Source organism: Rhizobium sp. WSM1274 (assembly GCF_025200775.1).
GTDB lineage: Bacteria > Pseudomonadota > Alphaproteobacteria > Rhizobiales > Rhizobiaceae > Rhizobium > Rhizobium leguminosarum_I.
In genome coordinates, this window is record NZ_CP104138.1 from 1,252,000 (window position 1) to 1,265,149 (window position 13,150).

Consider the following 13,150-nt stretch of genomic DNA (forward strand, 5'->3'; position numbering starts at 1 on the left):
AGCCGCTAATCCTCCATCATGACCGGCGGCAGCGAAAAGGCGGGCGCGCAGCGCAGGATCCCTGACGAGAAGCTGTTGCGGGTGAAATCCATATGAGTTTGCCGTAGACAAACATTGCAAACATTACGAACTTTTCATTGGCCGGACAGTTCGCAGTAAGGTGCGGCGTTCTATATCTTCAGTCATCGACTGATCCGGCGTCGCCGGTCTGAAGATCCAAGAACAAGAGAAGGTGCTCCAATGCTCAAGAATTTCAACGGACGTCCGTCCCTCGCCACCGTGCTCAAGGCTTCTACCGTCGCCGGTATCGCAGCCGCTGTGCTCGCAACCGGCGTTCCGCTCGAAATCACCCGGTCCTATGCCGAAGCTGTCAAGGTTCAGGCGCCTGCCGTTCCGAGCTTCGCCAATGTCGTCGATGCCGTTTCGCCGGCCGTCGTTTCTGTCCGGGTCGAAAACCGCGTCAATCCCGTCGCTGACAACAATGAAGGCTTCTCCTTCGATTTCAACGGTCGCGGCTTCGATGACCTTCCCGACGATCATCCGCTGAAGCGGTTTTTCAAGCAGTTCGGCCAGGATCCGAATGATCAGCAGGGTCATCAACGGCGCTTCGGCCAGAACGGCCCGAATGGCGGCCCGAATGGTCCGGGCGGCAAGGGTCGCCTCCGCCCCGTCGCCCAGGGCTCCGGCTTCTTCATCTCCGAGGATGGTTACATCGTCACCAATAACCACGTCGTTTCCGATGGCCAAGCCTTCGTCGCGGTCATGAATGACGGCACCGAGCTCGATGCCAAGCTGATCGGCAAGGATCCGCGCACCGACCTCGCCGTGCTGAAGGTTGACGGCAAGGGCAAGAAGTTCACCTACGTCAATTGGGCCAACGACAATAACGTCCGCGTCGGCGACTGGGTCGTCGCCGTCGGCAACCCCTTCGGCCTCGGCGGCACGGTCACGGCAGGCATTATCTCGGCCCGCGGCCGCGATATCGGCTCCGGTCCCTATGATGATTACCTGCAGGTGGATGCCGCCGTGAACCGCGGCAACTCTGGCGGCCCGACCTTCAACCTCAACGGCGAAGTCGTCGGCATCAACACCGCGATCTTCTCACCGTCGGGCGGCAGCGTCGGCATCGCCTTCGCCATTCCCGCCTCGACCGCCAAGGACGTCGTCGCCGATCTGATGAAGGACGGCCAGGTCTCGCGCGGCTGGCTCGGTGTCCAGATCCAGCCGGTAACCAAGGACATCGCCGAATCCATCGGCCTTTCCGAGCCGAGCGGCGCCCTTGTCGTCGCCCCGCAGGCCGGATCGCCGGGTGAGAAGGCCGGCATGAAGGCCGGCGACGTCGTCACCGCGCTGAACGGTGAAACGATCAAGGATGCCCGCGATCTCAGCCGCCGCATCGGCGCGATGCAGCCGGGCAGCAAGGTCGAGCTTTCAGTCTGGCGCGCCGGCAAGGCCCAGCCTCTCACCGTCGAACTCGGCACGCTGCCGGCCGACCAGAAGGATGCGTCTGCCGATGACAACAACCAGCCACAGCAGCCTGAGGCACCGGCTTCCGAGAAGGCGCTTGCCGATCTCGGCCTGACGGTCGGTCCTTCCGACGACGGCAAGGGCCTGGCGATAACCGGCATCGACCCGGATTCCGAGGCGGCCGACAAGGGCATCAAGGAAGGCGAGAAGATCACCTCGGTCAACAACCAGGAAGTCTCCACCCCCGACGATGTCGTCAAGGCACTGAACCAGGCCAAGAAGGACGGCCGCACTCGGGCGCTCTTCCAGATCCAGTCCAGTGAAGGAAGCCGTTTCGTCGCGCTTCCGATCAACGGACAGGGCTGATCCCTAAGATAGCTTGGAGCCGTGCGGACGAAACTCCGCGCGGCTCGATTCTTCTGATCTTTGAAGGATGATCCCCATGACCGCCGCTCCCCAGGAAGATGCTTTGAGCCTTGCCGAAACGCAGCCGGTGGGTAATGTCGGCCGCATGAAGATTCTCATCATCGAAGATGATCTCGAAGCCGCGGTCTACCTCACCAAAGCCTTTCGCGAAGCGGGCATCGTTGCCGATCACGCCAGCGACGGCGAGAGCGGCCTGTTCATGGGGTCGGAAAATACCTATGACGTCATCGTCATCGACCGCATGCTGCCGCGCCGCGACGGGCTTTCCGTCATCAGCGAGTTGCGCCGCAAGGCCATCCATACGCCGGTCCTCATCCTCTCCGCGCTCGGCCAGGTCGATGACCGCGTGACCGGTCTTCGTGCCGGCGGCGACGACTACCTGCCGAAGCCTTATGCCTTCAGCGAATTGCTGGCGCGCGTCGAGGTGCTCGGCCGCCGCAAGGGCACGCCGGATCAGGATGTCGTCTATCGCGTCGGCGATCTCGAGCTCGACCGGCTATCCCACGAGGTGCGCCGCGGCGGCAAGGAGATCCCGCTGCAGCCGCGCGAATTCCGCCTGCTCGAATATCTGATGAAGAATGCCGGCCAGGTGGTGACCCGCACCATGCTGCTCGAAAACGTCTGGGACTATCACTTCGACCCGCAGACCAACGTCATCGACGTTCATGTCTCGCGCCTGCGCTCGAAGATCGAAAAGGACTACAGCCAGCCGCTCCTGAAGACCATTCGCGGCGCGGGGTATATGATCAAGGATGAGGGATGAGCCGTTTCAGGGTTCTCTTCAAGTCCACCGCAGTCCGCCTTTCGGCACTCTATATCCTGCTTTTCGCCATCTGCGCCGCGACGCTCGTCTTCTATGTGACGGCCATGTCGGAACGGTTGCTGACGGGCCAGATCCGCGACGCCGTCAGGCAAGAGGTGGAGCAGGTGCAACGGGCCTATGACACCGGCGGCATGAACCTCCTGCTGCGCACCATGGAGCGGCGTGCCCGCCAGCCCGGCGCCAACCTCTACATCATTGCCGGCCCCTCGGGCGATATTCTCGCCGGCAACGTCGCCTCGGTGCAGCCGGGTGTCTTCGAGGAGGTCGGCTGGACCTCCGCGCCCTTCATCTATCAGCGTTATACCGACAGCGGCATCGAGCGCCGCCACAGGGCGATCGCCAATATTTTCGTGCTCGACAACGGCCTGAGAATCCTGATCGGCCGCGATCTCGGCGACCCAGAGCGTTTCCGTCTGCTGGTGCGCCAGGCGCTGATGGTGGCTTTGGCGATCATGGGACTTGGCGCCATCATCATCTGGTTCGCCATCGGCCGCAACGCGCTGAAACGCATCGACCGCATGTCGGATGCCAGCAAGAAGATCATGGCCGGAGACCTGTCGCAACGCCTGCCGGTGGGCGGATCGGGCGATGAATTCGACCGCTTGTCGATGTCTTTGAATACCATGCTGGAGCGCATCGAGAAGCTGGACGAGGGCCTGCGGCAGGTCTCCGACAACATCGCCCATGATCTCAAGACGCCGCTGACGCGGCTGCGCAACAAGGCAGCCGATGCGCTCGATATCTCCGACGGCGAGACGCGGCGCACCGCGCTCGAAGGCATTATTTCCGAATCGGACCAACTGATCCGCACCTTCAACGCGCTGTTGATGATCTCCCGCGTCGAGGCCGGATCGGTCGCCGCCGAGATGACGCCGGTGGAGCTTTCGGCCATCGTCTCCGATAGCGCCGAGCTTTACGAACCGGCGGCGGAGGAGGCGGGGCTTGGCTTGAGCTCCAGCATCGAGCCGGATGTCGAAGTGCAGGGCAATCGCGAGCTGATCGGCCAGGCGATCTTCAATCTGCTCGACAATGCCATCAAATATTCCTCTGATACCGAAGGCGCGGGCAAAGTGTCGCTGAAACTTTCCCGCCGCCCGGACGGCATCTGCCTTTCCGTGGCCGATCACGGACCGGGCGTTCCCGCCGACCGGCGAGACGACGTGGTGAAGCGCTTCGTCCGCCTCGATGAAAGCCGGTCGAAGCCGGGGACGGGGCTCGGGCTTTCGCTGGTGGAAGCGGTGATGGAGCTGCACAATGGCCGGTTGGAACTCTCCGATACCGATCCTGATAAGCCCGAACAGCGCGGATTGACCGTCAGCATGATCTTCCCCGCCAAGGCTGCCTGATGACTCGATGCCGATGATCGGCTGAATCGCATATTGGCGGTTTTCCGCCAAGACCCTAGTTTAATGCCGGTCGAAGGAGATGTTCCCGCGATTCTGCGGGACCGTTTCCTGAGGCGCTAAAGCAGGGAGAGCGCATGCTGACGAAATCGACGCATGGCCTGGAGGATGTCGCCGAAGGCCTGCTGCGTCCGCTGAACCAGACGGAGTTGAAGCTGGCGCTGGCCGACCTTCAGGAGGCCGGCAGACACGAGCCGTCGGTGGCGGCGATGCTGAAGACGGAAGGCCCGCTTCGTGATTTCATCGCGGCCGTGCTGACGCTGTCCCCTTATTTGCGCGAAATCGTCAATCTCGATCCCGGCATCCTCGCCGGCGCCATCACTCAACCGCTGGAGCCGCAGATCGAAGCGCTGGTCGCCGAGGCGCGGCGCTGCTGGCAACGGGACGGCGAGGGGGCGGCGCCTTCGGAATCGGTGGTGATGAGCAGGCTGCGCATCATCAAGCGCAAGGTGGCTTTCCTCGTCGCACTCGCCGATCTCGCGCGCATCTTCGACGGCCGGGCGACGACGGCCTGGCTGAGCGAGCTTGCCGAAGCGTCGGTTGCCGCCGCCATCGACCATCTGCTGCTGGCGGCGCATGAGGGTGGAAAGCTGCGGCTGCGGGATCTGGCAGCACCGAGCGACGGCTCCGGGCTGATCGTGCTCGGCATGGGCAAACTCGGCGCATCTGAACTCAACTATTCCTCCGATATCGACCTCGTCGTCGTCTTCGACGAGGAGGCCGGTATCGTGCCCGACCCGGATGACGCGATCGAGGTCTTCCCGAGAATGATGCGACGCTTGGTCCGCATCCTGCAGGAGCGGACAGCCGACGGCTACGTCTTCCGCACCGATCTCAGATTGCGCCCCGATCCCGGTTCGACGCCGCTGGCGATCCCGGTCGATGCGGCGATGATCTATTACGAGGGCAGGGGCCAGAATTGGGAGCGGGCGGCCTTCATCAAGGCGCGCGCCGTTGCCGGCGACCTCACGGCGGGCGGCGATTTCTTGCGTGGCCTTGCCCCTTTCGTCTTCCGCAAATATCTCGATTACGCGGCGATTGCCGATATCCATTCGATCAAGCGGCAGATCCATGCGCATAAGGGCCACGGTGCCATCGCGGTCAAGGGTCATAACGTCAAGCTCGGCCGCGGCGGCATCCGCGAGATCGAGTTCTTTGTCCAGACCCAGCAGCTGATCGCCGGCGGTCGCATGCCGGCCTTGCGCGGACGGGCGACGGAGGAGACGCTCGGTGAACTCACCAAGGCGAAATGGATCGACGCGGAGACCCGTGACGAATTGACGGAGGCTTACTGGTTCCTGCGCGATGTCGAGCATCGCATCCAGATGGTACGCGACGAGCAGACCCACCTGTTGCCGGAGACCGATGCCGACCTGAAGCGCATCGCCTTCATGATGGGCTTTTCCGACACTCCGAGCTTCTCCGAACGACTGGTCGGCGTGCTGAAGACGGTCGAACGGCGTTATGCTCACCTCTTCGAACAGGAGAGCAGGCTTTCCACCGACACCGGAAACCTCGTCTTCACCGGCCAGGGCGACGACCCGGATACGCTGGAGACGCTGAAGAGGCTCGGTTTTACCAGGCCGTCCGACATTTCCCGCATCATCCGCACCTGGCACTACGGCCGCTACCGGGCGACGCAATCGGTCGAGGCGCGTGAAAGGCTGACCGAACTGGCGCCGGAGCTCTTGCGGGTCTTCGGCGAAAGCAAGCGCGCCGACGAAGCGCTGCTGCGCTTCGACAGCTTCATCTCCGGCCTTCCCTCCGGCATCCAGCTGTTCTCGCTGCTCGGCAGCAATCCGGCGCTGCTGTCGCTGATCGTCAACATCATGTCCTCGGCACCCCGGCTTGCCGAGGTGATCGCCGCCAAGCCGCATGTCTTCGACGGGATGCTCGATCCCGGCCTGATGGCCGAGCTGCCGACGCGTGATTATCTCGGCGAGCGGCTGAAAGGCTCGCTTGCCCAGGCCCGCCACTATGAAGAGGTGCTCGACCGGCTACGCATCTTCGCCGCCGAGCAGCGCTTCCTGATCGGCATCCGCCTGCTCACCGGTGCGATCAACGGCGTGATGGCCGCACGCGCCTTCACGCATCTCGCCGACCTTGTCATTGCAGCAGCACTTGATGCCGTGGTGAGCGAGATGCGGGCAGCACACGGCGATTATCCCGGCGGGCGCATCGCGGTCGCCGGCATGGGCAAGCTCGGCAGTTTCGAGCTGACGGCCGGTTCCGACATCGATCTGATCCTGCTCTATGATTATGACAACGCGGCCTCCGAATCCGATGGGCCGAAGCCGCTCGACGCGACGCGTTACTTCACCCGCATCACCCAGAGGCTGATGGCCGCTTTGTCGGCGCCGACCGCCGAAGGTGTGCTCTATGAGGTCGATATGCGGCTGCGCCCATCCGGCAACAAGGGGCCGGTCGCCACCCGTATCAATGCATTCGGCAAGTATCAGCGCGAAGAGGCATGGACCTGGGAACATATGGCGCTCAGCCGCGCCCGGCTGATCTGCGGCAATGAGAGCCTCGTCGCCGAGGCGGAACTGATCGTCCGGGAGGTGCTGTCGGCCGATCGCGATATCGCCAAGGTGGCGCGTGACGTCGCCGAAATGCGCGAACTGATCGACAAGGAAAAGCCGCCATCCGGCCCGTGGGACCTGAAGCTGATCGCCGGAGGCGTCATCGATCTCGAATTCATCGCCCAGTACCTGGCGCTGATCGCGCCGACCAGCGGCGTCGGCAGTGCCGTCAATGGGATGAGCACCGGCGAGGCCCTGAAGGTGCTTGGCGACCGGCTGATGGCAACCGTCGATCTCGACTTATGCCTGGAGGCCTTCACGCTTTATACCGGCCTTTCGCAACTGATCCGCCTCTCAATCGACGGCCTGTTCGATCCGAAGGATGCGCCGGCGGGCCTCGTCGAACTCGTCTGCCGCGCCGGCGACTGCCCTGATATCAAAACGCTGGAAGGGGAGGTAAAGCGGCTGTCGAAAGCGGTTCGGAAAATATTCTTGAATGTCGTGAAAGCCTGATCTCACACCAGGCGGAACGATCGCGAGGATTATCGCGAGCATCGCCTGTCGGAATCTCGCTTAGCCAATCGTCTTCAGGATAGGCAAGCGATGGAGAACACCAATGACGATTACCATTACCGCTTTTGAACGGTCGCCCGATCGCGGCAGGGGTCTGGCGCGCGACATGCGCGTTCGCTGGGCGCTCGAAGAAGTGGGCCAGCCTTACGAGGTTCGTCTTGTCTCATTCAAAGAGATGAAGGAGCCCGCGCATCTGGCGCTGCAGCCTTTCGGGCAGATTCCGACCTATGAAGAAGGCGATCTCGCACTGTTCGAGTCCGGCGCCATCGTCTTCCATATCGGCGAGCGCTATGCGGGCCTGCTGCCGGACGATGCGAATGCCCGGGCGCGCGCGCTCACATGGATGTTTGCCGCGCTCAACACGGTGGAAACACCGATCTTCGACCGCGCTCTCCTCATGATCCTCGAGCGCGACAAGCCTTGGTACGACCAGCGCCTTGCTGCCCTCGAGGACAGCATCCGCAAACGGCTGATCGGCCTCTCCCGCCGCCTTGGCGATGCCGACTGGCTCGATGGTGCGTTCAGCGCCGGTGACCTGCTGATGGTGTCGGTGCTGCTCAGGTTGAAGGGATCTGACATATTGGAAGAATATCCGAACCTCGCCGCCTATGTCGCCCGCGGCGAGTCGCGGCCGGCATACAAGCGTGCTTTCGCCGCTCAATTGGCTGTTTTCACCACCGCATCAGCAGGCTGAAGAGGGTCGGCTCTAGATATCGTCGGGAATGCGCAGCGAGATCACCGTGCCGACCGCTTCGCGTGAGCGGATCTTCATGCGGCCGCCATGCAGCAAGGTCAGCGAGCGGGAAATGGCGAGCCCGAGGCCGGAGCCGCCCTTGCTCTTCGCATATTGGCTCTGCACCTGCTCGAAGGGCTGGCCGATCTTCGACAGCGCCGAGCGTGGAATGCCGATGCCGGTGTCGGCGATGGTGACGACGACGGCGCCGTCGACGCGGCGGGTGCGCACCGCGATGCGTCCGCCATTGTCGGTGAACTTCACCGCATTGGAGAGCAGGTTGAGCAGCACCTGTTTCATCGCCCGGCGGTCCGCCATCAGCGTCAGGCCGGAGCAGATGCGCTGTTCGATGACGATGTTCTTTTCAGCCGCGGGCATGGCGGTGAAGCGCAAGCTTTCCTCGATCAGCGGCACGAGGTCGATGCTCTCGCAATGCAACCTGACATGGCCGGCCTCGATTTTCGACATGTCGAGAATGTCGTTGATGACGTTGAGCAGATGTTTGCCGCTGTCATGGATATCGCGGGCATATTCGTCGTATTTCAGCGAGCCGAGCGGCCCGAACATCTGGTTCTGCAGAATTTCCGAGAAGCCGAGGATGGCGTTGAGCGGCGTGCGCAGCTCATGCGACATGTTGGCGAGGAATTCCGATTTCGCCTTGTTGGCAGCCTCGGCGCGTTCCTTCTCCGCCTGGTAATTGGCGTTGGCCGTCGAAAGCTCGGATTTCTGGATCTCCAGCGTCTGGCGCGAGGCGGAAAGATCGCCGATTGTCGCCATCAGCCGGCGTTCGGATTCGCGCAGCCGCTCCTGATGACGTTTCATCAGCGTGATGTCTGTTCCGACCGAGACCTTGCCGCCGTCGCGGGTGCGCCGCTCATTGATCTGCAGCCAGCGCTCGTCGGCAAGCTGCACCTCCGTCGTTCGCGAATAGCCGGAGCCGTCGGCATCGGAAATCCGCCGCTCGATGACAGGACGGGCGGCGGCCGCATTGACGGTCGAGCGCTCGGTGCCGGGCACAAGCACGCTGTCCGGCAGGCCATAAGCCTGCTGGAAATGCGTGTTGCACATGACGAGGCGATCGTTCTTGTCCCAGAGCACGAAGGCTTCCGAGGTGCATTCGATTGCGTCGGCCAGGCGCTGGTCGGCTTCTGCGTAGCGCTGGGCGAGCCGATGCTGTTCGGTCACGTCCATGGCGATGCCGATCAAGTGCATGCGGCCGGAATTGCTGCGGATCACCTGGGCACGCGCCCGCATCCAGACATAGTGGCCGCCGGCATGGCGCATGCGGAAGATCTGATCGACCTGGCCGGAAGCGCCCTTGCCGATGGCGCGCGCGATCTCGTAGAGCCCGCCGTCATCGGGATGCATCAGCCGGGCGGCTTCGCCGAAGCCCATCGTCTTGTCCGAACCCGGCAGGCCGAGCATGTCGTACATCGACCGCGACCAGAAGAATTCGCGGGTTTCGAAATCGAAGTCCCAGAGGCCGCAGCGGCCGCGCGACAGCGCCGTCTCGACGCGCAGGTTCGATTCCACGAAGATGTCGTCGGCATCGCGAGCGCGCTTTACCTGCGTGTAATAGGCATAGAGGATGACCAGCAGGATCGAGGAGATGCCGGCAAACAGCGTCACGTTGAGCGCCAGTTCCTCGCGCCAGAGCCGGCCGACCTCGTCGAGCGAGGTGGCGGCGACGATAAAACCGCCGGCATTGCCCATCAGCGTGATCTCGGCATAGTGCGGCACGCCGCCGATCGTCGTTTCGATGACACCGGCGCGATCGCCGAAGCGCCGGATCGCCGAGACCTCGGGGAAGAAATCACCGACATTGCTGCCGACATGCGAAAGCCCGGCGGTGGTCGCCGCAAAGACCTTGCCGCTTGCCTGCACGAGCAGCACGAAAGCGCCGCTGTCCAGCCGGTCCTGCGGCAGGTATTTGGCGAGACGGGCCTGCACCTCGGCGATATCGCCGCTGTCGAAAACATCGGTCGTATCGGCAAACACCGCAGAGGCGGTCGCCGCCGAAAGTGCAGTGGCATGGCGCGCCGAGGCCTCCAGACGCCCGTATTCGCTCATCATGCCGAAGAAATGCGAGGCGGCGACAACCGAGAGGAAGGCGACGATCAGCGCCGGAATGGCCCGCTTCAAGACCAGCTCGGCCTTCGGCAGATAACGCAGAAGTGGTTCCGATGTCGCATGGCCGGAAAGGCTGTCGCGCCAGGCTTTCAACCCGCCAAAATCGACACGCAGCCGTCCTCCGGCCACGGTTGCCCGTCGCACGTCCATCATCTCTTCGCCTTGTCCTCATGTGATTCGCGCGCCGCTCGCTCGAACCTGACCTAGAGAATCATGGGTGATTCGCCTTGTCCAGAGGCAAAGGTAAAAATCCGTTAACTATTTATAATTTCGGGTTTTTCCAGGTGATTCGGGGCGCTGGGCGACCGGCCGTCGAATTTTTCGGGACGGCCGGTCGAATCAAATTACCCTTTAAGCGTGCGTTCGACGATATCGCGCACGTCGGTCGAAAGATCGGCGGCTCGCTCGATCTCGATCAGCGCCGAGCGGGCGTGATCGGCGCGTATTGGTTCGAGCGACCGCCAGGAGCGCATCGAGGTGAGAATGCGGGCGGCAAGCTGCGGGTTACGCTCGTCGATATCGAGAATTTGACCGGCGAGGAAGCGATAGCCTTCGCCGTCGGCGCGGCCGAAGCCGGTCGGGTTGGCAAAGGCGAAGGTGCCGACCAGCGCCCGCATTCGGTTCGGATTGGTTCGCTTGAAGAGCGGATTATCCATCAGGGTGCGAATCCGTTCCAGGGTTTTGGCGCCCGGAATGCCGGCCTGGATCGCGAACCATTTGTCGATGACGAGCGCGTTCTCCGCGAAGCGGTCGCGGAAGCTTGCCAGCGCCTCGCTCGTCTCCGCGCTGTCGGGAAAACGATGAGCGAGAATCGTCAGCGCATGGCTGAGATCGGTCATGTTGTTGGCCACATCGAAGGCGGCCTTGGCGCGCGCCGGCGTCTGTTCGGCATACGAGAGGTAGGTGAGGGCGCTATTGCGCAGCGCCCGCAGGCCGGCACTTTTTGCATCCGGGCTGAAATCGCCTGATGTCGTCATCGCGGCGTAGAGGCCGGCAAAGACGTCCTTTCCGGCATCGGCGATCTGTTTCAGGATCGCCTGCCGGCCGGCATGGATGGCATCGGGATCGTTGTTGCTACCAAGTTCGCGGGCGATATCGGATTCGCTCGGCAGAGCCAGCGCCTGGGCACGGAAGGCAGGCTCAAGGTTGTCATCGTCGGCGGCCGTGATCAGCGTCTCGATGAAGGTCGCCTCGCAGACGACAGGCTTGCCCTCGCGGGCGTCGCGTGCCGCTTTCAAGAGGTTCGGCAGCGCCAGATCGGTCAGCGCCTGCCAGCGGGCGAAATGATCGGTCTCATGGCGGGCGAGATGGGCAAGATCGGCCGGGCTCTGATCGAAATGCAGGTTGATCGGCGCCGAGAAGCTGCGGTTGATCGAAACGACCGGCCGCGAGCCGATGCCATGGAACACGGCCGTCTGGGTGCGGCCCGTGAGATGCAGCACCCCGCCGGCATATTCCGCGCCATCGACCGAAGTCGGTTCGATCTTGCCGCCGTTTTCGCCAAACAGCGCGAGGCTGAGCGGAATATGCATCGGCTCCTTGCTCGGCTGGCCGGGCGTTGCCGGGATCATCTGTTCGAGCGACAGTGTGAAGCTGCCGGCCGCCGCATCATAGCTGCCCGATGCGCTGACGAGCGGCGTGCCGGCCTGATGGTACCAGAGCGAAAATTGCGAGAGGTCGCGTCCGCTTGCATCCTCAAAACATTTGACGAAATCCTCGATCGTTACGGCCTGACCGTCATGGCGGTCGAAATAGAGGTCCATACCTTTCTTGAAGCCGTCCTTGCCGAGCAGCGTCGCGATCATGCGCGTGATTTCGCTACCCTTTTCGTAGACCGTCGTCGTGTAGAAATTATTGATCTCGCGATATGTCGTCGGCCGCACCGGATGGGCGAGCGGGCCGCCGTCCTCCGGGAACTGCTCCGATTTCAGGTGGCGCACTTCGGCGATGCGCTTGACCGGGCGCGAGCGCTGGTCGGAAGAGAATTCGTGGTCGCGATAGACCGTCAGGCCTTCCTTGAGGCACAGCTGGAACCAGTCGCGGCAGGTGATGCGGTTGCCGGTCCAGTTGTGGAAATATTCATGCGCGATGATCGCTTCGATATTGGCATAGTCGGCATCCGTCGCGATTTCCGGATCGGCTAGGACGTATTTGTCATTGAAGACGTTGAGGCCCTTGTTCTCCATTGCGCCCATGTTGAAGTCGGAGACGGCGACGATCATGAAAATATCGAGATCGTATTCGCGTCCGAACCTCTCTTCGTCCCATTTCATCGAGCGTTTCAGCGCGTCCATGGCATAGGCTGCGCGCGGTTCCTTGCCGTGCTCGACATAGATTTTCAGAACCACCTCGCGGCCGGACATGGTCGTGAACGTGTCTTCGACGACACCGAGATCGCCGGCGACGAGCGCGAAGAGGTAGCTCGGCTTCGGATGTGGGTCGAACCAGGCGGCGAAATGCTTGCCGGGGCCGTAGCCGGCGCCGCCGAGGAAGTTGCCGTTCGACAAAAGCAGCGGGTTGGCGTCTTTGTCGGCGATGATGTTGACCGTGAAGGGCGCAAGCACGTCGGGCCGGTCCGGGAAATAGGTGATGCGGCGGAAACCCTCCGCCTCGCACTGCGTGCAGTAGATGCCACTGGTGCGGTAAAGGCCCATCAGTTCGGTATTGGCCTCGGGGTTGATAATCGTGGTGATCGTCAACTCGAAGGGCGCGCTCTCCGGCAGGTCGCGCACCGTCAGGCTTTCCGGTGTTGCATCGTAACGCGAAGGGTCCAGCTCCACCTGGTCTAACAGCAGCCCCGACAGCGTCAGTTCGTCGCCGTCGAGAACGATCGGCGCCGCCGGATCGGCGCCCGGGCGACGATGAAAGATCAGGCGCGCCTCGACCTTGGTCTCTGTCGGGTCGAGTTCAAAAGTGAGGTCCACGCGTTCCAGCACGAAGTCGGTGGGACGGTAATCTGCCAGATGAATGACCTGGCCGGTATCTGTTCGCATGGTGTTTCCTGAAGACCGTTATTTGACAACCGCGGAATACAGAGGCGGGCGCACTCTGCCTTAAATTTTGCCGGGGATGA

At 62.6% G+C, this 13,150-nt stretch carries 7 protein-coding genes; 5 read left to right on the forward strand and 2 right to left on the reverse strand.

The window, feature by feature from the left end:
• The first annotated feature begins 240 nt into the window (after positions 1–240).
• The 5 genes from N2600_RS06415 (at position 241) to N2600_RS06435 (ending at position 7,908) form a co-directional block, all read left to right on the forward strand.
• On the forward strand, positions 241–1,833 hold the full coding sequence (locus tag N2600_RS06415) for a Do family serine endopeptidase (RefSeq protein WP_222281076.1): 1,593 nt from the start codon (positions 241–243) through the stop codon (positions 1,831–1,833).
• Positions 1,834–1,909: 76 nt separating this feature from the next.
• Entirely contained in the window at positions 1,910–2,656 is a 747-nt protein-coding gene (locus N2600_RS06420; RefSeq protein WP_017963595.1) for a response regulator transcription factor, read from the forward strand.
• A complete protein-coding gene (locus tag N2600_RS06425) occupies positions 2,653–4,062 on the forward strand; it encodes a sensor histidine kinase (RefSeq protein ID WP_017963596.1) in 1,410 nt (469 codons plus the stop codon). Before N2600_RS06420 ends, N2600_RS06425 begins: the two co-directional genes overlap by 4 nt.
• A 134-nt stretch (positions 4,063–4,196) precedes the next feature.
• On the forward strand, positions 4,197–7,154 hold the full coding sequence (locus tag N2600_RS06430) for a bifunctional [glutamine synthetase] adenylyltransferase/[glutamine synthetase]-adenylyl-L-tyrosine phosphorylase (RefSeq protein WP_260298465.1): 2,958 nt from the start codon (positions 4,197–4,199) through the stop codon (positions 7,152–7,154).
• Between the two features lie 103 nt (positions 7,155–7,257).
• Positions 7,258–7,908, forward strand: a complete 651-nt coding sequence (locus tag N2600_RS06435) for a glutathione S-transferase family protein (RefSeq protein ID WP_222387292.1) — start codon at positions 7,258–7,260, stop codon at positions 7,906–7,908.
• 12 nt (positions 7,909–7,920) lie between these two features.
• Here N2600_RS06435 and N2600_RS06440 read toward each other — a convergent pair whose 3' ends face one another.
• Positions 7,921–10,230, reverse strand: a complete 2,310-nt coding sequence (locus N2600_RS06440; RefSeq protein ID WP_260057882.1) for a PAS domain-containing sensor histidine kinase — start codon at positions 10,228–10,230, stop codon at positions 7,921–7,923.
• A gap of 191 nt (positions 10,231–10,421) precedes the next feature.
• The gene (gene pepN, locus N2600_RS06445; RefSeq protein WP_260298468.1) at positions 10,422–13,070 is read right to left on the reverse strand and encodes an aminopeptidase N; all 2,649 of its coding nucleotides are present in this window, start codon (positions 13,068–13,070) and stop codon (positions 10,422–10,424) included.
• Between the last annotated feature and the right edge of the window lie 80 nt (positions 13,071–13,150).